The sequence below is a fragment of the Salinarimonas sp. genome (assembly GCF_040111675.1).
Taxonomy (GTDB): domain Bacteria; phylum Pseudomonadota; class Alphaproteobacteria; order Rhizobiales; family Beijerinckiaceae; genus Salinarimonas.
This window is the reverse complement of sequence record NZ_CP157794.1, coordinates 4,152,623-4,171,152: the sequence shown is the minus strand read 5'-3', so window position 1 is coordinate 4,171,152 and position 18,530 is coordinate 4,152,623. Positions and strand designations below refer to the sequence as shown.

Below are 18,530 nucleotides of genomic sequence, written 5' to 3'. Positions count from 1 at the left end.
CGCGATCTGCGATGGGGCGCGAACTGCCTCGCCGCGGGGTCGCGTACTGTGTCTTCTGCAAAAATCCGATGCTAAGATCGGCGGTCATGGCACGCTGGTGATGTCTGAAGTCACCGACCCCTGGAGGGTGCATGCCATGACCGGAGAGAAGGGTAAGTCCGTCACGTTGGATGTCCAGGCGCTGCTGTCGCGGGACGAGGATTATCTGCCGCGGATGGTTCAAGCGATCGTGGAGGCGACGCTGGAGGCGGAGATGACGGCGGTGCTGAACGCGGAGAAGAGCGAGCGGACGGAGGGGCGCCGGGGCTACCGTGCGGGCTACTACACGCGCTCGCTGGTGACGCGGGTCGGGACGCTGGAGCTGCGGGTGCCGCAGGATCGGCACGGGCTGTTCTCGACGCAGCTGTTCGAGCGCTACCAGCGCTCGGAGAAGGCGCTGGTGGGCGCGCTGGCGCAGATGTACGTGCAGGGGGTCTCGACGCGCAAGGTCAAGGCGATCACCGAGGAGCTGTGCGGACACTCCTTCTCGGCCTCGGCGATCAGCGCGATCAACAAGCGTATGGACGCGGAGCTGGAGGCGTTCGCGCGCCGGCCGCTGACGGAGGCCTATCCCTACCTGATCCTGGACGCGCGCTACGAGAAGGTCCGCGAGATCGGGATCCAGAGCCGGGCCGTGCTGGTCGCGATCGGGATCGACGGGGAGGGGCGGCGCAACGTGCTGGGCGTCGAGCTCGCCAACCGGGAGAGCCGCTCGAGCTGGCGGGACTTCCTGCTCGGGCTGAAGGCGCGGGGGCTGTCGGGCGTGGAGTTCGTGGTCTCGGACGATCACGAGGGGCTCAAGCGCGCGGTGACGGAGACGCTCACCGACGCGGCCTGGCAACGCTGCTACGTGCACTTCCTGCGTAACGCTCTCGACCACGTGCCGCGCAAGCACGACGACGACTGCCTGCAGGAGCTGCGCTGGTTCTACGACCGGCGCGACCTCGCCGAGGTCCGCCAGGATCTCGCCCGCTGGCTGAACAAGTGGCAGGACAAGTACCCGAAGCTGACGCAGTGGGTCGAGGACAACGTCGAGGAGACGCTGACCTTCTACCGGCTGCCGCGCCAGCACCATAAGCATCTGAAGTCCACGAACATGCTCGAGCGCTTCAACCAGGAGATCAAGCGCCGCACGACGGTGGTGCGCATCTTCCCCGACGACGCGGCCTGCCTGCGCCTCGTCCGCGCGCTGGCGGTCGAGATCCACGAAAACTGGCTGGAGGGCACGCGCTACCTCAACATGAGCCACCTGGCCGAGCACAAGAAGGAACAGATGCGGCAGCTGGACCGCGCAGAAGCCGCCTAACGGCGGCTGGGGCGGGGCGAGCGCCCTGCTATTGAGGAGCCAGCGCTCGCCCCGCCCCCGAACCCCACCGGCGCGCCAAACCGCCACGCTTTTGCAGAAAACACTGGACGTAACTCGCCGCGGCCGGCCCCGCGGCGAGCCTGCGCCGCCCGTTGCCGATCTCGTCGCTGCGCTCGGGACGGCTGGGCGAGGATGCCGAGTGGACGGTCGCGGGCCCCCTGTGCGCGCCCGGGTGACGGTGAGACCGTCGAGGGAGCGGAGGCGCACCGTGCTCTTCTTCGCTTTCGGGGATCAGGTCGCTCCGCGCGTCGTCGCGCGCAGGGCCAGCGCCGCGCCGACGGCGTCCGCAGAGGTCGAGGTCGGCGCCGGGGATCTCGCCCGAGCGCATCGGCATCCGCGCCCGGACGAGCCGCTCCGACGTCGGCCTCCGCCGCTCGCGCTCGTCGCCGGCAAACTGCTTCCTCGCCCTCGACAGGGCTGGACGCCTCGATTCCCAACGGCTTGACAAAGCGAGAGTGGAGCGGGCGATCGGGATCGAACCGACGACATTCAGCTTGGGAAGCTGACGTTCTACCACTGAACTACGCCCGCGTCGGCCTCATAGATAGCCGCGCCCGGCGCGGCTCGCAAGCGGGATTTCGCGCGGTGCGCAGGGCGCTCAGGCGAAGTGCTTGGAGAGCTTCAGCCCCTGGGCCTGGTAGTTCGAGCCCGCGCCCGCGCCGTAGAGCGTGCCGGGGCGCGCGGCCATGCGCTCGTAGACGAGGCGGCCGACCGTCTGGCCGTCTTCCAGGATGAAGGGCACGTCGCGCGAGCGGACCTCGAGCACGGCGCGGGCGCCCGCGCCGTCCGCGCCCGCATGGCCGAAGCCGGGGTCGAAGAAGCCGGCGTAGTGCACGCGGAACTCGCCCACCAGCGGATCGAACGGCACCATCTCGGCGGCGTAGTCCGGCGGCACGTGCACCGCTTCCTTGGAGGCGAGGATGTAGAACTGCCCCGGATCGAGAATCAGCTCGCCCGCGCCGTCGGCGTGGAGCGGCTCCCAATAGTCGGCCGTGCGGTGCGCGCCCACCGCGTCGACGTCGACGAGGGCGGTGTGGCGGCGCGCGCGGTAGCCGACGAGACGCCCCTCGCCGAAGCCGGAGAGGTCGACGGAGACCGCGATGCCGTTCTGGAAGGAGGGCGTGGCGGAGGTCACCAGGGTCTGGCTGGCGTGGAGCGCGGCGAGCTCCTCGTCGGAGAGCCGCACCTCGCCCTTGCGCAGGCGCAGCTGCGACAGCCGCGCGCCCTCGCGCACCAGGACGGGGAAGGTGCGCGGCGAGATCTCGGCGTAGAGCGGGCCGCGATAGCCGGCCTCGACGATGTCGAACTCCCGCGCCCGGTCGGCGATGACGCGGGTGAAGACGTCGATGCGCCCCGTCGAGCTCTTCGGGTTGGCGGAGGCGGAGAGGTCGGCGGGGAGCGCGAGGCTCTCCTGGATCTCGGCGATGTAGACGCAGCCCGTCTCCAGCACGACGGGCTTGGTCAGGTCGATCTCGTGGAGCGCGATTCCGTCGAGCCGGTCGCGCACGGCGCGGCGCGGGCCCGGCAGGAAGCTCGCGCGCACGCGCCAGGCGCGCGCGCCGAGCCGCAGGTCGAGGCTCGCCGGCTGCACCTGGTCGGCCGCGAAGGGACGCGGGCTCGCGATGGCGCCCGCCTGCGCCAGGGCGCGGATCGTCTCCGCGGGCTGGATGCCGATTGCTGTCTGGCTCATCTCGTCTCGTCGTCTCCTCGCGGTCGACCTAAGCACCAGGTCCCGGTGGCAGGCAAGCGCGACGCGCGCGCCTCGCCGCGCCGTCTCGGCGATCGTCTCGGGAATGCGCTCGGCGATACGCCCGCCGATCCGCTTGGCGAAGAACCGGTGAACGCCGCCCCCCGGCCGCTCTCGATACCATTTAACGCAAAGGTGACGGGTCCTCGCCTAGGCTGGCCGCCGCGCCCGAGAACGGGCTCCAGGGAGATCGACCGTGGACGCAGAAACCCGTGCCGCGATCAAGAAGCTCGCCAACGCCATCGACGGCGTCGCCGGAATGGCCGCGGGCTGCGCCGCCTACATCGCCGCCATGGAGAACGCCACGCATGCCGACAGGCGCAAGGCGGTGGGCGTCTCGCGCACCTTCGCGCCCGAAGGGCTCGCGGGCGAGGCGGGCATCCCGCCGGCGCGCGTCGCGCAGGCGATGATCGAGCAGATCGCCACGGTGGCGCGCCAGATGGAGCAGCTCAGGCAGCGCATCGACATTCCCCCCCGCCTGCCGCCCCAGCGCGACCGCGACGAGCCGACGCCCGCCGCGTCGGCCGGGGAGGGCGGAGGCGAGACTTCCGGGAAGAAGGCCGCCAAGGGCGGGCCGACCACGGCCGTGCGCGCCGCCGCCGCGGTGGAGAGCCTGTTGCGCCGTCGCGCCTGAGGCCGCGCGCCGCATCGGCTTTTCGCAGTGCGGGACAAGCGTCGCAGGAGCGGTTCCAGGCGCTTGCGCCCCCCGAAAACCCATGGTATCGCACCCACGCCTCGCGGGGGTCGGGTGCATCGCACACTCGCGGCCGAGCCAATCCACACCTCAACGGGCGCTCGCCCGACCGCGGGACGGCGGACGAGCGCTCCTATTCGGGAAGAGAATTTCGGTGGCTGAGCCCAATCAAAAAGGCGGGTCGTTCGTGTCGGGCGTCGCCGGCCGATACGCCTCCGCCCTGTTCGAGCTCGCGCAGGAGCAGAAGTCGGTCGACGCCGTGGAGGCGGACCTCGTGCGCATCGAGGCGCTCGCCGCCGAGAGCGCGGATCTGCGCCGCCTGCTCGAGAGCCCCGTCTACACCGCCGACGAGCAGAAGGCCGCCATGGGCGCCGTGCTCGACAAGGCCGGAATCGGCGGGCTCGCCGCCAACTTCACGCGGCTGGTCGCCTCCAAGCGCCGGCTCTTCCTGCTTCTCCAGATGATCCGGGGCTACAAGGCCCTGAACGCGCAGGCCAAGGGCATCGTGCCCGCCGAGGTCCGCGTCGCGGAGGCGCCGTCCGACGCGCTTCTCGCGGAGATCCGCGCCGTGGTGCGCGAACTCGCGCAGTCGGACGACGTCGACCTCGACGTGAAGGTCGATCCCGCGCTGATCGGCGGCCTCGTCGTCAAGGTCGGCTCGCGCATGATCGACGCGTCCCTGCGCACCAAGCTCAACGCAATTCGCCTTAGCCTGAAAGAGGCCCGCTGATGGACATTCGTGCAGCCGAGATCTCCGCGATCCTCAAGGAGCAGATCAAGAACTTCGGCCAGGAGGCCGAGGTCAGCGAAGTCGGCCAGGTGCTGTCCATCGGTGACGGCATCGCGCGCTGCTACGGCCTCGACAAGGTCCAGTACGGCGAGATGGTCGAGTTCGAGTCGGGCGTGCGCGGCATGGCGCTCAACCTCGAGACCGACAATGTCGGCGTCGTGGTGTTCGGCTCCGACCGCGAGATCTCCGAGGGCCAGACGGTCAAGCGCACCGGCGCCATCGTGGACGTGCCCGTCGGCAAGGGCCTGCTCGGCCGCGTCGTCGACGCGCTCGGCAACCCGATCGACGGCAAGGGCCCGATCGCGTCCGACGAGCGCGCCCGCGTGGACGTGAAGGCGCCGGGCATCATCCCGCGCAAGTCCGTGCACGAGCCGATGGCGACGGGCCTCAAGGCCATCGACGCGCTGATCCCGATCGGCCGCGGCCAGCGCGAGCTGATCATCGGCGACCGCCAGACCGGCAAGACCGCGATCGCGCTCGACACGATCCTCAACCAGAAGCCGCTCAACGCCGAGGGCGCGCCCGAGGCGCAGAAGCTCTACTGCGTCTACGTCGCCGTGGGCCAGAAGCGCTCCACCGTCGCGCAGTTCGTGAAGGCGCTGGAAGAGAACGGCGCGCTCGAGTACTCGATCGTCATCGCCGCCACCGCCTCCGACCCGGCGCCGATGCAGTTCATCGCGCCCTTCGCCGGCTGCGCCATGGGCGAGTATTTCCGCGACAACGGCATGCACGCGGTCATCATCTACGACGACCTGTCGAAGCAGGCCGTCGCCTACCGCCAGATGTCGCTGCTGCTGCGCCGCCCGCCGGGCCGCGAGGCCTTCCCGGGCGACGTGTTCTACCTGCACTCCCGCCTGCTCGAGCGCGCCGCCAAGATGGGCGACGCCGCCGGCAACGGCTCGCTCACCGCGCTGCCGGTGATCGAGACGCAGGCGAACGACGTCTCGGCCTACATCCCGACCAACGTGATCTCGATCACCGACGGCCAGATCTTCCTCGAGACCGACCTGTTCTACCAGGGCATCCGGCCTGCGGTGAACGTCGGCCTCTCGGTGTCGCGCGTGGGCTCCGCCGCGCAGACCAAGGCGATGAAGAAGGTCGCCGGCAAGATCAAGGGCGAGCTGGCGCAGTACCGCGAGATGGCGGCCTTCGCTCAGTTCGGCTCGGATCTCGACGCCACGACGCAGCGCCTCCTGAACCGCGGCGCGCGCCTCACCGAGCTCCTGAAGCAGCCCCAGTTCTCGCCGCTGAAGATGGAGGAGCAGGTCTGCGTCATCTACGCCGGCGTGAACGGCTATCTCGACGCGCTGCCGGTGGCGAAGGTCCGCGCCTTCGAGGACGGGCTCCTCGCGCTGCTCCGCCAGAAGCATCCGGAGATCCTCGACTCGATCCGCGAGACCAAGGACCTCAAGGACGACACCGCCGAGAAGCTCAAGGCGGTCGTGACGGACTTCCAGAAGACCTTCACGGCCTGATCGAGGCCCGCGGTCACCCGCGTCGCCGCCTCCGGGCGGCGACGTCCCGTAACGGAACGAGAAGAGGTCGGGGCGCTCGATGCCGTCTCTGAAGGATCTGCGCAACCGCATCGCCTCCGTGAAGGCGACGCAGAAGATCACCAAGGCCATGCAGATGGTCGCGGCGGCCAAGCTCCGTCGCGCCCAGGCGCAGGCGGAGGCGGCCCGTCCCTATGCCGAGCGCATGGCGAAGGTGCTCGGCAACGTCGCCGCCGGCGTCCAGATCGGCCCGGAGACGCCCAAGCTCCTCTCCGGCACCGGCAAGACCGACACGCATCTGCTCGTCGTCTGCACCGCCGAGCGCGGCCTGTGCGGCGCCTTCAACGCCTCCATCGCCCGTCTCGCCCGCGAGACGGCGAACCGGCTGCTGGCCCAGGGCAAGACGGTCAAGATCATCTGCGTGGGCCGCAAGGGCTACGACATCCTGCGCCGCACCCACGGCAAGCTGATCATGGAGCTGATCGAGCTGCGCTCGGTGAAGGTGCTCGGCTTCGAGAACGCCGAGGAGATCGGCCGCAAGGTGCTCAACCTCTACGCCGAGGGCGAGTTCGACGTCGCGACGCTGTTCTACTCGCGCTTCCGCTCGGTGATCCAGCAGATCCCGACCGCGCAGCAGCTGATCCCGGCCGAGATCCCGCAGGCCGAGGAGGCCGGCGCCGGCGCCATCTACGAGTACGAGCCCTCCGAGGAGGAGATCCTCGAGAAGCTCCTGCCGCGGAACGTCTCGGTGCAGATCTTCTCGGCGCTGCTCGAGAACGGCGCCTCCGAGCAGGGCGCGCGCATGTCGGCCATGGACTCGGCCACGCGCAACGCCGGCGAGATGATCAAGAAGCAGACGCTGACCTACAACCGGACGCGTCAGGCTCAGATCACCAAGGAACTCATCGAAATCATCTCGGGCGCCGAGGCGCTCTGAGCTTAGTCAAGCAAGGACGAGACCCATGGCTGAACCCACCGGACGCATCTCGCAGGTCATCGGCGCCGTCGTCGACGTGACGTTCGACGGCCACCTGCCCGAGATCCTCAACGCGCTCGAGACCGACAACCAGGGCTCCCGGCTCGTCCTCGAGGTCGCCCAGCAGCTCGGCGAGAGCACCGTGCGCTGCATCGCCATGGACACGACCGAGGGCCTGACCCGCGGCCAGCCGGTCACCGACACCGGCGCGCCGATCCGCGTGCCCGTGGGCGTCGGCTGCCTCGGGCGCATCGTCAACGTCGTCGGCGAGCCGATCGACGAGGCGGGCCCCGTCCCGGCCGAGGACACGCGCCCGATCCACGCCGAGGCGCCGAGCTACGCCGACCAGTCGACCGAGGCGCAGATCCTCGTCACCGGCATCAAGGTCATCGACCTGCTCGCGCCCTACGCCCGCGGCGGCAAGATCGGCCTGTTCGGCGGCGCCGGCGTCGGCAAGACGGTGCTGATCCAGGAGCTGATCAACAACGTCGCCAAGGCCCACGGCGGCTTCTCGGTCTTCGCCGGCGTCGGCGAGCGCACCCGCGAGGGCAACGATCTCTACCACGAGATGATCGAGTCCGGCGTGAACAAGGACCCGAAGGAGCACGGCGGCTCCACCGAGGGCTCGAAGTGCGCGCTGGTCTACGGCCAGATGAACGAGCCGCCCGGCGCCCGCGCCCGCGTCGGCCTCACCGGCCTGACCATCGCGGAGCACTTCCGCGACCAGGGCCAGGACGTGCTGTTCTTCGTCGACAACATCTTCCGCTTCACCCAGGCGGGCTCCGAGGTGTCGGCGCTCCTCGGCCGCATCCCCTCCGCGGTGGGCTACCAGCCGACCCTGTCGACCGACATGGGCCAGCTGCAGGAGCGCATCACCACGACGACCAAGGGCTCGATCACGTCCGTGCAGGCGATCTACGTGCCCGCCGACGACCTGACCGACCCGGCCCCGGCGACCTCCTTCGCCCACCTCGACGCGACGACGGTGCTCAACCGCTCCATCGCCGAGAAGGGCATCTACCCGGCGGTGGACCCGCTCGACTCGACCTCGCGCATGCTCGACCCGCGCATCGTCGGCGACGAGCACTACCAGGTCGCCCGCCAGGTCCAGCAGGTGCTCCAGCGCTACAAGTCGCTGCAGGACATCATCGCGATCCTGGGCATGGACGAGCTCTCCGAGGAGGACAAGCTCACCGTCGCCCGCGCCCGCAAGATCGAGCGCTTCCTGTCGCAGCCGTTCTTCGTCGCCGAGGTGTTCACCGGCTCGCCGGGCCAGCTCGTCGCCCTCGAGGACACGATCAAGGGCTTCCAGGGCCTCGTCGCCGGCGAGTACGACCACCTGCCGGAGGCCGCCTTCTACATGGTCGGCTCCATCGACCAGGCGGTCGAGAAGGCCGAGCGTCTCGCCCAGGCGGCCTGATCAGGGCCGACGACCATCGCGGGCGCGCCGGGACGGCGCGCCCGGCTTCCCTTCCGACGAGGATACAATGGCCAGCTTTCCCTTCGAGCTCGTCTCCCCGGAGCGCATCATCTTCTCGGGCGAGGTCGAGGAGGTGGTGATCCCCGCCGCCGAGGGCGAGATGACGCTGCTCTCCGACCACGCCCCGATGATGACCTCGCTGAAGACGGGCTTCCTCGTCGTCGGCGGCGCCAAGGGGCAGGAGCGCATCCTGGTCCAGGGCGGCTTCCTCGACGTCGCCCCCGGCGGCGCCACCGTGCTCGCCGAGCGCGCCATGCCGGTCTCCGAGCTCAATTCCGAGATCCTCTCGCGCGAGATCGCCCGCGCCGAGGAGCTGCATGAGAAGGCCGAGGACCCGGTCCTCAAGGCCGCCGCCGCCGACACCGTCTCCCAGCTCAACGACGCCCGCGCCCAGCTCGGCATGTGAGCGCCGCGCACCGTCGCGAGGTTCGAAAAAGCCGCCCCTCGGGGCGGCTTTTTTCTTGGCGTGCAGTGTCGTGGGATGCGCCGGCGGAAAACTGCGCCGCCTGCGTTCGCCCTATTCCGGCCGACGGGGCGGCAGGGGCGGGCCTTCGCCGCCGGCGGGGGCCGGGGCGGCCTCGGCGCCCTCCGGGAGCGGCGCGCCGTCCTCGCCGAGCGGCTGAAGCTCTGGGACGGTCTGGGCGTTGGTCAGGTCGAAGGTCGTGTTCGCCAGAGGATCGAGGGGCGTGCCCTCCACGGCGTCGGCCGCGTCCGCCGGCCGCGTCGCGGCGGCTGCGGGGGCCGCGGCGGGGGTCGCGGAGGAGCGCTCCGGCGCCTCCTCCGGCACGTCCGCGGGGTCGACCTGGTCGGCCTCGCCGGCGCCCCGGGCGGCCTCGATCTGGCGCCAGCGGGCGACGTTGCGGCGGTGCTGGTCGTAGGTCTCCGCGAAGGCGTGCCCGCCGGTGCCGTCGGCCACGAAGAACAGGTCGTCCGTGCGCGAGGGGGTCGCCACCGCCTCCATGGCCGCGCGGCCGGGATTGGCGATCGGCGTCGGCGGCAGGCCGTCGATGACGTAGGTGTTGTAGGGCGTCGGCTCGCGGATCTCGGTGCGCAGGATGCCCCGCCCCAGCGTGCCGCGCCCGCCGACGAGGCCGTAGACGATGGTCGGGTCGGATTGCAGCTTCATGCCCTGGCGCAGGCGGTTGATGAACACGCCCGCCACCCGCGGCCGCTCGTCGGCGCGCCCCGTCTCCTTCTCGACGATGGAGGCGAGGATGACGAGCTCCTCGGGGGTCGCCAGAGGCAGGTCCTCGTCGCGGCGCGCCCAGATCTCGGCAAGCGCGCTGTCCTGCGCCCGTTTCATGATGTCGATCACCTGCGCGCGCGTGGTGCCGCGCTCGAACTTGTAGGTGTCGGGCATCAGCGAGCCCTCCGCCGGCACCGTCTCGATCTCGCCGGTGAGAACGGCGTCCTCGCGCAGGCGCTCGACGATCTGGAGGCTGGTGAGGCCCTCCGGGATCGTCACCGTGTGCAGCACCGCCCGGCCTTCGGTGAGCGTGTCGACCGCGTCGGCGACGGAGACGTTGGCGCGAAACAGGAACTCGCCGGCCTTCAGGTTCGCCTGCTCGCGATTGAGCACGGCGTAGAGCTGAAAGAGCAGCGGCTGCTCGATCACGCCCTCGCGCTCGAGGATGCGGGAGATCTCGCTCATGCCCGTGGCGCGCGGGATGGTGACGACGGTGTCCGCCGGCAGGGGGCCCGGCTGGTTCGCCTGCTGGGCCAGCACCATCAGCGCCACGAGGGCGGCGAGCGCCACCACGGCGAGGAGGCTGAACAGGCCCGAGAGGGTGGCGAGCAGGCCGCCGCGGGGGCGTCCCACGCGCCGGGGCGGCGGAGGAGGGGCCATCTCGGGCTTGATCGCCTCGTGCGGGCTGCGCGGGGCGAGGCGCGGGGCTTCCGGAGCGCTCCCGTTCGGGGCGTGCTCCGGGGGCGCGGGCGGGGGCGTCGTGTCTCTGTTGCGACCGAACATGGCTCACGTCTGGCGAGGAAGGCGGCGGAGCCTCGCGGCGCCCGCCGCCCGAACTGACCCAGCAATGTGGCGAAAACGCAGCCGATCACCCGTCGCCGCGCGCCCCTCAGGACACGCGGGCGAAGACCAGCGATGCGTTCGTGCCGCCGAAGCCGAAGGAGTTCGAGAGAGCCACGTCGATGCGCTTCTCCTTGGCCGTGTGCGGCACGAGGTCGATCTGCGTCTCGACGGACGGATTGTCCAGGTTGAGCGTCGGCGGGGCCTTGCCGTCGCGCATGGCGAGGATCGAGAAGATCGCCTCGATGGCGCCGGCCGCCCCGAGCAGGTGCCCGGTGGCCGACTTCGTCGAGGACATGGCGAGCCGTGCGCCGTCGTTGCCGAGAAGACGCTCCACCGCCCCGAGCTCGATCTCGTCGCCGAGCGGCGTCGAGGTGCCGTGGGCGTTGACGTAGTCGATATCGGACGCCTGCAGGCCGGCGCGCTTCAAGGCCGCGCGCATGCAGCGATAGGCGCCGTCGCCGTCCTCGGAGGGCGAGGTGATGTGGAAGGCGTCGCCCGAGAGGCCGTAGCCCACGACCTCGGCGTAGATCTTCGCGCCGCGCGCTCTCGCGTGCTCGTACTCCTCCAGCACCACGATCCCCGCGCCCTCGCCCATGACGAAGCCGTCGCGGTCCTTGTCGTAGGGGCGCGAGGCGCGGGTGGGCTCGTCGTTGTAGTGGGTCGACAGCGCCCGGCAGGCCGCGAAGCCCGCCACCGAGATGCGGCTGATCGGCGATTCGGTGCCGCCGGCCACCATCACGTCCGCATCCCCGAGCGCGATCAGCCGGGCGGCGTCGCCGATGGCGTGCGCGCCGGTGGAGCAGGCGGTGACGACGGAATGGTTCGGGCCCTTGAGGCCGTGCTCGATCGAGACGTAGCCCGAGGCGAGATTGATCAGGCGGCCCGGGATGAAGAACGGCGAGATGCGGCGGGGACCCTTGTCGCGCAGGATCAAGGCCGAATCCGCGATGCCCTCGATGCCGCCGATGCCGGACCCGATCAGCACGCCCGAGGCGGCCTGCTCGTCGTACGTCGTCGGGCGCCAGCCGGAATCGTCCAGCGCCTGCTTGGCGGCCGCCATGGCGAAGACGATGAACTCGTCGACCTTGCGCTGATCCTTGGGATCCATCCACCGATCGGGATCGAACGTCCCGTCGGACCCGTCGCCGCGCGGCACCTGGCAGGCGATGCGGCAGGGCAGGTCGGAGGTTTCGAACTTCTCGATGCGGGAGGCACCGCTCCGGCCGGCGAGAAGGCGAGCCCAGGTCTCTTCGACGCCGCAGGCGAGCGGCGTGACCATTCCCAGGCCCGTGACGACGACGCGACGCATCATCTAGCTTTCGAGCTGCGCGGCGCGCCCGCGGAACCGACGAACGGCCCCGCCGGCGCGCACGTCCTCAGCTCGACGCCTTCTCGAGGAACTTGATGGCGTCGCCGACCGTGACGATCGTCTCGGCGGCGTCGTCCGGGATCTCGACGTTGAACTCCTCCTCGAACGCCATCACGAGCTCGACGGTGTCGAGGCTGTCGGCGCCGAGGTCATCGATGAAGTTCGCGTTCTCGGTCACCTTGTCGGCCTCGACGCCCAGGTGCTCGACCACGATCTTCTTCACGCGCTCAGCGATGTCACTCATCGTTCGTGTCCTCGTATCACTCGTCGATCTGCGGACGTTCGTCTGTCGCGACGACCCCGCCGGGATGTCCGTTCGCGCGGCGCGAGGTCGGGAGGCATGGCCGACCCGGACGCGTGCTGCAAAAGCCTTATTCGCGCCCGCGGTCAAGCCCCCTCTCGGAGCCGACGACGAAATTTCGCGGTTTCCTAACACACGGCATCGGCCGTGGCGAGAGCCGCCGCACGGCGGCCCCCAGATTTCGGAGGACACAGCCTCCGCGGGCGTCAGAGCATCGCCATGCCGCCGTTGACGTGCAGGGTGGCGCCCGTCACGTAGCCGGCTTCGTCGGAGGCGAGGTAGACCACCGCCGCGCCGATGTCCGATCCGGTGCCGAGCCGGCCCGCCGGGACGCTGTCGAGGATCGCCGCGCGCTGCTTCTCGTTCAGCGCCTCCGTCATCGGCGATTCGATGAAGCCCGGCGCCACCGCGTTCACCGTGACGCCGCGGCTCGCGACCTCGGCGGCGAGCGCCTTCGACATGCCCACCAGGCCCGCCTTCGAGGCGGCGTAGTTGCCCTGGCCGGCATTGCCCGTGGCGCCGACGACCGAGGAGATGTTGACGATGCGCCCGAAGCGTCGGCGCATCATGCCCTTCACCGCCGCGCGCGAGAGCCGGAAGGCAGCGGTGAGGTTCACCGCGATCACCGTGTCCCAGTCCTCGTCCTTGAGGCGCATGAACAGGTTGTCCTTGGTGATCCCGGCATTGTTGACGAGGATGTCGAGCCCGCCCATGGCGGCCTCGGCCGCCGGCACGAGCGCCTCCACCGACTCCTTGTCGGCGAGGTTCGCCACCTCGACGTGGACCCGCTCGCCGAGCTCGCCCGCGAGCGCGTCGAGCGCCGGGCGGCGCGTCCCCGAGAGGGTGACGGTGGCGCCGCGGGCGTGCAGCGCGCGGGCGATGTCGCCCCCGAGCCCGCCGGTCGCGCCGGTGACGAGGGCCTTGCGCCCGGTCAGGTCGAACATGATCGCTTATCCTCGCTGAAAGGCGGCCTGGAACGCGCCGACGTCGTCGGGCGTGCCGACGGCCTGCGTCGCCGAGCCGGCCGCGATGCGCTTGACGAGGCCGGACAGGACCTTGCCGGCCCCGACCTCGACGAAGGCGTCGACGCCCTCTCCCGCCATATGGGCGACGCTCTCGCGCCAGCGAACGGTTCCCGTGACCTGCGCGACGAGCGCCTCGCGGATGGCGTGGGGATCGCTCGCCGGCGCGGCGGTCACGTTGGCGACGACGGGGGCCTTGGGCGCGGAGATCGTCACCTCGGCGAGAGCGGCGCGCATGGCCTCCGCGGCGGGCGCCATCAGGGCGCAATGGAACGGGGCGGAGACCGGCAGCATCACCGCGCGCTTGACGCCGCGCGCCTGCGCGATCGCCACGGCGCGCTCCACGGCCGGCTTGTGGCCCGACACGACGACCTGGCCGCCGCCGTTGTCGTTGGCGACGTCGCAGACGTCGCCCTCGGCCGCCTCGGCGGCGATCTCCCGCGCGCCCTCGATCTCGATCCCGATCAGGGCCGCCATGGCGCCCGCGCCGACGGGGACCGCCTCCTGCATGGCGTTCCCGCGGATGCGCAGGAGCCGCGCCGTGTCGGTGATCGAGAGCGCGCCGCCGGCGGCGAGCGCCGAATATTCGCCGAGCGAATGGCCGGCGAGGAAGGCGACGTCGCGGGCGACGTCGAGGCCGGCCTCGGCCTCGAGCACGCGCAGAGCCGCGAGCGAGGTCGCCATCAGGGCGGGCTGGGCGTTCGACGTCAGCGTGAGCGGCTCCAGCGGACCCTCGAACATCAGCTCGGAGAGCGCCTGCGAGAGCGCGTCGTCGACCTCTTCGAACACGGCGCGCGCCTGCGGATAGGCGGCGGCGAGCGCCTTGCCCATGCCCACGGCCTGGCTGCCCTGGCCCGGAAACACCAATGCGCGGCTCATGACCTCTCCCTCGTGCGGCGACGCGGCCGTCGATCGACCGGCAGGCGGCTTCGCAAAGGGCGGGGGGGAAGTCAAGCGACGGGCGCGGACGCCGGCCGGCGTCCGCGCGCGCCGTCAGCGCATCGCGGCGACGCGCTGCTTGGCCTCGGCCTCGGGGGTGAGGGCGTTCATCAGGTAGGGCCGACGCAGGCCGTAGATCTTGTGGAAGACCTTCTCGACGTCGCGGATGTAGAAGGGCTTCTTCAAGAGCGCCTCGACGCCGAAATGCTTCAGCGCGCCGGGCAGGCTGTCGCCGGACGAGACGGTCATCATCAGGAGGCGCGTGTCGGGCGCCACCTCGCGGGCCTGGCAGGCGGTCTCGAGCCCGTCGACGCCCGAGAGGTTCATGTCGATCAGCGCCAGATCGTAGCTCGTCATCTGCAGGAGCTTGAGGGCATGGCGGCCCGAATCGGTCTCGTCGATCTCGAAGGAGAACCGGCTGCGCTCGAAGATCTTGCGCACCGTGCCCCGGGCCTGGTCCGATTCGTCGACGAGGAGGAGCCGCAGCGGCTCGCGCATGCGCCGCAGGTTCTTGAGGAGCGCCGTGACGTGATCGGCGTCGAAGGGCTTCTTCAGGAACTCGTAGGCGTCGAGCTCGACGGAAAGGTCGACCCAGTGCTTCATCACGCCGTCGGCCATGAGGATGGTGAGCGGCCGTGCGCCCTGGTGGCGCGCGATCGCCACCGCCTCGGCGCCGGACATGCCGGTCATGTGCACGTTGACGAAGGCGAGGTCCGGCTTGCGCTTGAGAAGGGCGGCGTTGGTCTCGCGGCCGTCCGTCGTCTCGACGATCTCCATCGTCGGATCGAAGCCCTTGAGGGTGACGGCGAGGCTCAGGCGCGCGCCGTCCGCGGGATCGGCGACGAGCACGCGCAGGTGACGGCGCTCCTCGGCTCCGACGCGTGCGGCTCGATCGACCATGAAATCCCCTTTGCGGCTTCCGGAAGACGGCGCAACGGTAAGCAAGAATGCTTTTCAGAACGTTACGGCGATGGGAAAACGGTCGAGCTTCCGCAGCGGCGTCAACCCCGGCGCGCGCGCGGATGAGCGGCCTCGACGGCGGCGAGGAGGCTCTGCGCGTCGACCCTCGTGTAGACCTGCGTCGTCGAGAGGGAGGCGTGGCCGAGCAGCTCCTGGATGGCGCGCAGGTCGCCGCCGCGGGCGAGGAGATGCGTCGCGAAGGAATGGCGCAGCGCATGCGGCGTCGCGCTCTCCGGCAGGCCGAGCCCGCCGCGCAGCTGCGCCATCACGCCCTGCACGATGCGCGGGCTCAGCGGCCCGCCCTTCTCGCCGCGGAAGAGCGGCGCGTCCGCGGGCAGCGGGTGAGGGCAGGACCCGACATAGACGCGAACGGCCTGGGCCACCGCCGGAATGATCGGCACCGCGCGCGTGCGACCGCCCTTGCCGACGACGGTGAGGCGCCCCCCGGCCTCGAGCGGCGCGTCGCGACGCGCGATGCCGAGCGCCTCCGAGATGCGCAGGCCCGCGCCGTAGAGCAGGGCGAGCACCGCCGCGTCCCGGGCGAGCACCCAGTCCGGCTTGTCCTCGTCGGCGCGTGTGGCCGGGTCGGCGAGCGCCACGGCGGCCGGGGCGGGGAGGGGCCGCGGCAGGTCGCGCCTGCGTTTGGGGCCTCGCACGGCCGCGATCCCGGACATCTCGACGCCTGCGTCGCGCGCGAGCCGCCGCGCGAAGCCGCGCACGGCGGCGAGCTTGCGCGAGAGCGTGGCGTCGACGGCGCCCTCCCGTCGTCTGGCGGCGAGGAAGGCGCGCAGATCCCGCGCCGGCAGAGCCGCGATCGCGGCCGCATCCGGAGGCGCGCCGAGATGCTCGGCGAGGAAGGCGAGGAATTGCCGGATGTCGCGTCCATAGGCCTCGATCGTGTTCGGCGCGTAGCGCCTCTCGGTCGCGAGGGCGACGAGATGGGCGCGCAGGGCGGCGTCGACGTCGGGGGCGATCATCACGGGGCTCGACCGTAGCGCCGGCTGGCGCGATGGCGTAAGTCTCGTCGCGCAGGCTCACCAAAGCGTCAACGCGCAACCGATCTCATGTCCCAGACGCTGGCGGACGTCCTCGTCCCGCTGCCCCTCGACACCCTGTTCAGCTACCGCCTGCCGGAGGGCTATCGCCCGCGGGTCGGGGAGACCGTGCGCGCGCCCTTCGGCCAGCGCGAGGTGGCCGGCGTGGTCTGGGGCCTGCGCGAGGGGGCGGGCGACAATCTCAAGACCCTGTCGGGACCGCTGGAGGGGCCGCACTTCGCCGAGCCGCTGCGGAAGCTGATCGACTTCGTCGCCCGCTGGACCCTGGCGCCCCGCGGGGCCGTGCTCGCCATGGCCCTCAAGCTCCCCGACGAGAGCCGCCCCGAGGCGCCGCGCGTCGGCGTGCGCGCCACGGGCGCGCTGCCCAGGCGGATGACGCCGGCTCGCGAGCGCGTGCTCGCCGCCGCCGCCGACGGCCTGGCGCGGCCCAAGCGCGAGCTCGCCCTCGCCGCGGGGGTGAGCGCCGGCGTCGTCGACGGGCTCGTCGACGAGGGCGCGCTCGAGGCGCTCGCGCTCGCGGAGCCGCCGCGCCCCGCGCCGGATCCGGCCCACGCCGCCCCGCGCCTGTCGCCGGCCCAGGCCGACGCCGCCGCCGCCCTCGCCGCTGCCGTGCGCGCGACGGGGGAGGGGCCGCCGCCGCCGGTCCTGCTCGAGGGCGTCACCGGCGCGGGCAAGACGGAGGTCTATTTCGAGGCCATCGCCGAGGCCCTGCGGCAGGGCGGGCAGAGCCTGATCCTGATGCCGGAGATCGCGCTCACGGGCCAGTTCCTCGAGCGCTTCGCCCGCCGCTTCGGCGTGCGCCCCGCCGCCTGGCACTCCGCCGTCACCGGCCGGCGGCGCGAGCGGCTCTACGCCGACGTCGCCTCCGGCGCGGCGACGGTCGTCGTCGGCGCGCGCTCGGCGCTCTTCCTGCCCTATGCCGACCTCAAGCTCGTCGTCGTCGACGAGGAGCACGACGCTGGCTACAAGCAGGAGGACGGCGTCCATTACCACGCCCGCGACATGGCGGTGATCCGCGCCCGGCTCGAGCCCGCCGCGATCGTGCTCGCCTCCGCGACCCCCTCGCTCGAGAGCCGGGTCAACGCCGAGCGCGGGCGCTACGCCCATATCCGCCTGCCCGAGCGCTTCGGCGGGCGCACGCTGCCCGACATCGCGGCGATCGACATGCGCGCCAACGGCCCGCCGCAGGGGCGCTGGATCGCGCCGCCGCTCGCGGCGGCGGTGGAGGCCGCGACGGCGCGCGGCGAGCAGGCGCTGCTCTTCCTCAACCGCCGGGGCTTCGCGCCGCTCACGCTCTGCCGCGCCTGCGGGCATCGCTACGAGTGCCCGAACTGCACCGCCTGGCTCGTCGAGCACCGTTTCCGCCGGGCGCTCGTCTGCCATCATTGCGGCCATGTCGAGCGCCGGCCGGACCATTGCCCGTCCTGCGGCGGGGTCGACACGATCACGCCCTGCGGGCCCGGCGTCGAGCGCATCGCCGAGGAGGCGGCGACCCTCTTTCCGGGCAAGCGTGTCATCACGCTTTCCTCCGACTTCCCCGGCGGCGCCGAGCGCATGCGCGCGGAGCTCGACGCCGTCGCCGAGGGCGCCTGCGACATCGTCATCGGCACGCAGCTCGTGGCCAAGGGCCACAACTTCCCGCTCCTGTCGGTGGTGGGCGTCGTCGACGCCGATCTCGGCCTCACCTCCGGCGACCCCCGCGCGGCGGAGCGGACCTTCCAGCTGCTCCAGCAGGTGACCGGCCGCGCCGGGCGCGGCGACAAGCCCGGGCGCGCGCTGCTCCAGACCTACCAGCCCGGCCATCCCGTGATCGCGGCGCTGCTCTCGGGCGACGCCGAGCGCTTCTATTCCGAGGAGCAGGCGGCCCGCGAGGCGGCGCGCCTGCCGCCCTTCGGGCGTCTCGCGGCGCTCGTGATCGCAGGCGCCGACAAGGACGCGACCCACGCCTACGCCCGCGAGCTCGTCCGCGCGGCGCACGGCATGGGCGTTCTCGACGCCGACCTCTCCGTGCTCGGCCCGGCCGAGGCCCCGCTCGCCATGATCCGCGGCCGCCACCGCGTGCGCATCCTGGTCCGCGCCGCCCGCGATCGCGACCTCCAGGGCTTCCTGCGCGACTGGCTCGCCGCCGGGCCGAAGCCGAAGGGCGGGATCCGGGTCACCGTGGACGTGGACCCGCAGAGCTTCCTGTGAGAGAGAGCATGTCATCCCCGGCCGGAGCGCCGAAGGCGCGCAGGGGAAGGGGACCCAGCACGACTCTTCGCCGCGAAGCG

16 protein-coding genes and 1 tRNA gene are annotated in these 18,530 nt (G+C 71.5%); 8 read left to right on the top strand and 9 right to left on the bottom strand.

What is annotated here, in order from left to right:
• Positions 1 to 136: 136 nt before the first annotated feature.
• Positions 137 to 1,345 (top strand): IS256 family transposase, encoded by a 1,209-nt coding sequence (locus tag ABL310_RS19515; RefSeq protein ID WP_349367334.1) that lies wholly within the window; start codon positions 137 to 139, stop codon positions 1,343 to 1,345.
• A gap of 516 nt (positions 1,346 to 1,861) precedes the next feature.
• On the opposite strand, the gene ABL310_RS19510 is transcribed toward ABL310_RS19515, so the two are convergent.
• Positions 1,862 to 1,936: transfer RNA gene (locus ABL310_RS19510), tRNA-Gly, on the bottom strand.
• 67 nt (positions 1,937 to 2,003) lie between these two features.
• The gene (locus tag ABL310_RS19505; RefSeq protein WP_349368663.1) at positions 2,004 to 3,095 is read right to left on the bottom strand and encodes a 2'-deoxycytidine 5'-triphosphate deaminase; all 1,092 of its coding nucleotides are present in this window, start codon (positions 3,093 to 3,095) and stop codon (positions 2,004 to 2,006) included.
• A 253-nt stretch (positions 3,096 to 3,348) separates the two neighbouring features.
• Here ABL310_RS19505 and ABL310_RS19500 point away from each other — a divergent pair, with 253 nt between their 5' ends.
• The 6 genes from ABL310_RS19500 (at position 3,349) to ABL310_RS19475 (ending at position 8,991) form a co-directional block, all read left to right on the top strand.
• Positions 3,349 to 3,786 (top strand): hypothetical protein, encoded by a 438-nt coding sequence (locus ABL310_RS19500; protein WP_349368662.1) that lies wholly within the window; start codon positions 3,349 to 3,351, stop codon positions 3,784 to 3,786.
• Positions 3,787 to 4,000: 214 nt separating this feature from the next.
• Positions 4,001 to 4,576 carry a F0F1 ATP synthase subunit delta gene (locus tag ABL310_RS19495; protein WP_349368661.1) on the top strand — a complete coding sequence of 192 codons (576 nt, stop codon included), beginning with the start codon at positions 4,001 to 4,003 and terminating at the stop codon, positions 4,574 to 4,576.
• Entirely contained in the window at positions 4,576 to 6,111 is a 1,536-nt protein-coding gene (atpA, locus tag ABL310_RS19490) for a F0F1 ATP synthase subunit alpha (RefSeq protein ID WP_349368660.1), read from the top strand. Before ABL310_RS19495 ends, atpA begins: the two co-directional genes overlap by 1 nt.
• 79 nt (positions 6,112 to 6,190) lie before the next feature.
• The gene (locus tag ABL310_RS19485; RefSeq protein WP_349368659.1) at positions 6,191 to 7,066 is read left to right on the top strand and encodes a F0F1 ATP synthase subunit gamma; all 876 of its coding nucleotides are present in this window, start codon (positions 6,191 to 6,193) and stop codon (positions 7,064 to 7,066) included.
• Between the two features lie 25 nt (positions 7,067 to 7,091).
• A complete protein-coding gene (gene atpD, locus ABL310_RS19480) occupies positions 7,092 to 8,525 on the top strand; it encodes a F0F1 ATP synthase subunit beta (RefSeq protein WP_349368658.1) in 1,434 nt (477 codons plus the stop codon).
• A gap of 67 nt (positions 8,526 to 8,592) precedes the next feature.
• Entirely contained in the window at positions 8,593 to 8,991 is a 399-nt protein-coding gene (locus tag ABL310_RS19475; protein ID WP_349368657.1) for a F0F1 ATP synthase subunit epsilon, read from the top strand.
• Positions 8,992 to 9,102: 111 nt separating this feature from the next.
• On the opposite strand, the gene mltG is transcribed toward ABL310_RS19475, so the two are convergent.
• The 7 genes from mltG to ABL310_RS19440 all read right to left on the bottom strand — a co-directional run bounded on the left by mltG (position 9,103) and on the right by ABL310_RS19440 (position 16,182).
• Complete coding sequence (gene mltG, locus ABL310_RS19470; RefSeq protein ID WP_349368656.1) at positions 9,103 to 10,554, bottom strand: endolytic transglycosylase MltG; 1,452 nt, start codon at positions 10,552 to 10,554, stop codon at positions 9,103 to 9,105.
• A 106-nt stretch (positions 10,555 to 10,660) separates the two neighbouring features.
• Entirely contained in the window at positions 10,661 to 11,923 is a 1,263-nt protein-coding gene (gene fabF / locus ABL310_RS19465; RefSeq protein WP_349372095.1) for a beta-ketoacyl-ACP synthase II, read from the bottom strand.
• Positions 11,924 to 11,990: 67 nt separating this feature from the next.
• Positions 11,991 to 12,227, bottom strand: a complete 237-nt coding sequence (locus ABL310_RS19460; protein WP_349368655.1) for an acyl carrier protein — start codon at positions 12,225 to 12,227, stop codon at positions 11,991 to 11,993.
• A gap of 263 nt (positions 12,228 to 12,490) precedes the next feature.
• Complete coding sequence (gene fabG, locus ABL310_RS19455; RefSeq protein WP_349368654.1) at positions 12,491 to 13,228, bottom strand: 3-oxoacyl-[acyl-carrier-protein] reductase; 738 nt, start codon at positions 13,226 to 13,228, stop codon at positions 12,491 to 12,493.
• Between the two features lie 6 nt (positions 13,229 to 13,234).
• The gene (fabD, locus tag ABL310_RS19450) at positions 13,235 to 14,185 is read right to left on the bottom strand and encodes an ACP S-malonyltransferase (protein ID WP_349368653.1); all 951 of its coding nucleotides are present in this window, start codon (positions 14,183 to 14,185) and stop codon (positions 13,235 to 13,237) included.
• A gap of 114 nt (positions 14,186 to 14,299) precedes the next feature.
• Positions 14,300 to 15,145: a response regulator gene (locus ABL310_RS19445; protein ID WP_349368652.1), complete on the bottom strand. Its 846-nt coding sequence runs from the start codon at positions 15,143 to 15,145 to the stop codon at positions 14,300 to 14,302.
• Positions 15,146 to 15,246: 101 nt separating this feature from the next.
• A complete protein-coding gene (locus tag ABL310_RS19440; protein ID WP_349368651.1) occupies positions 15,247 to 16,182 on the bottom strand; it encodes a tyrosine recombinase XerC in 936 nt (311 codons plus the stop codon).
• An 87-nt stretch (positions 16,183 to 16,269) separates the two neighbouring features.
• Between ABL310_RS19440 and ABL310_RS19435 the strand changes: the two genes are divergently transcribed.
• Positions 16,270 to 18,450, top strand: a complete 2,181-nt coding sequence (locus ABL310_RS19435; RefSeq protein WP_349368650.1) for a primosomal protein N' — start codon at positions 16,270 to 16,272, stop codon at positions 18,448 to 18,450.
• The last annotated feature ends 80 nt before the right edge of the window (positions 18,451 to 18,530 follow it).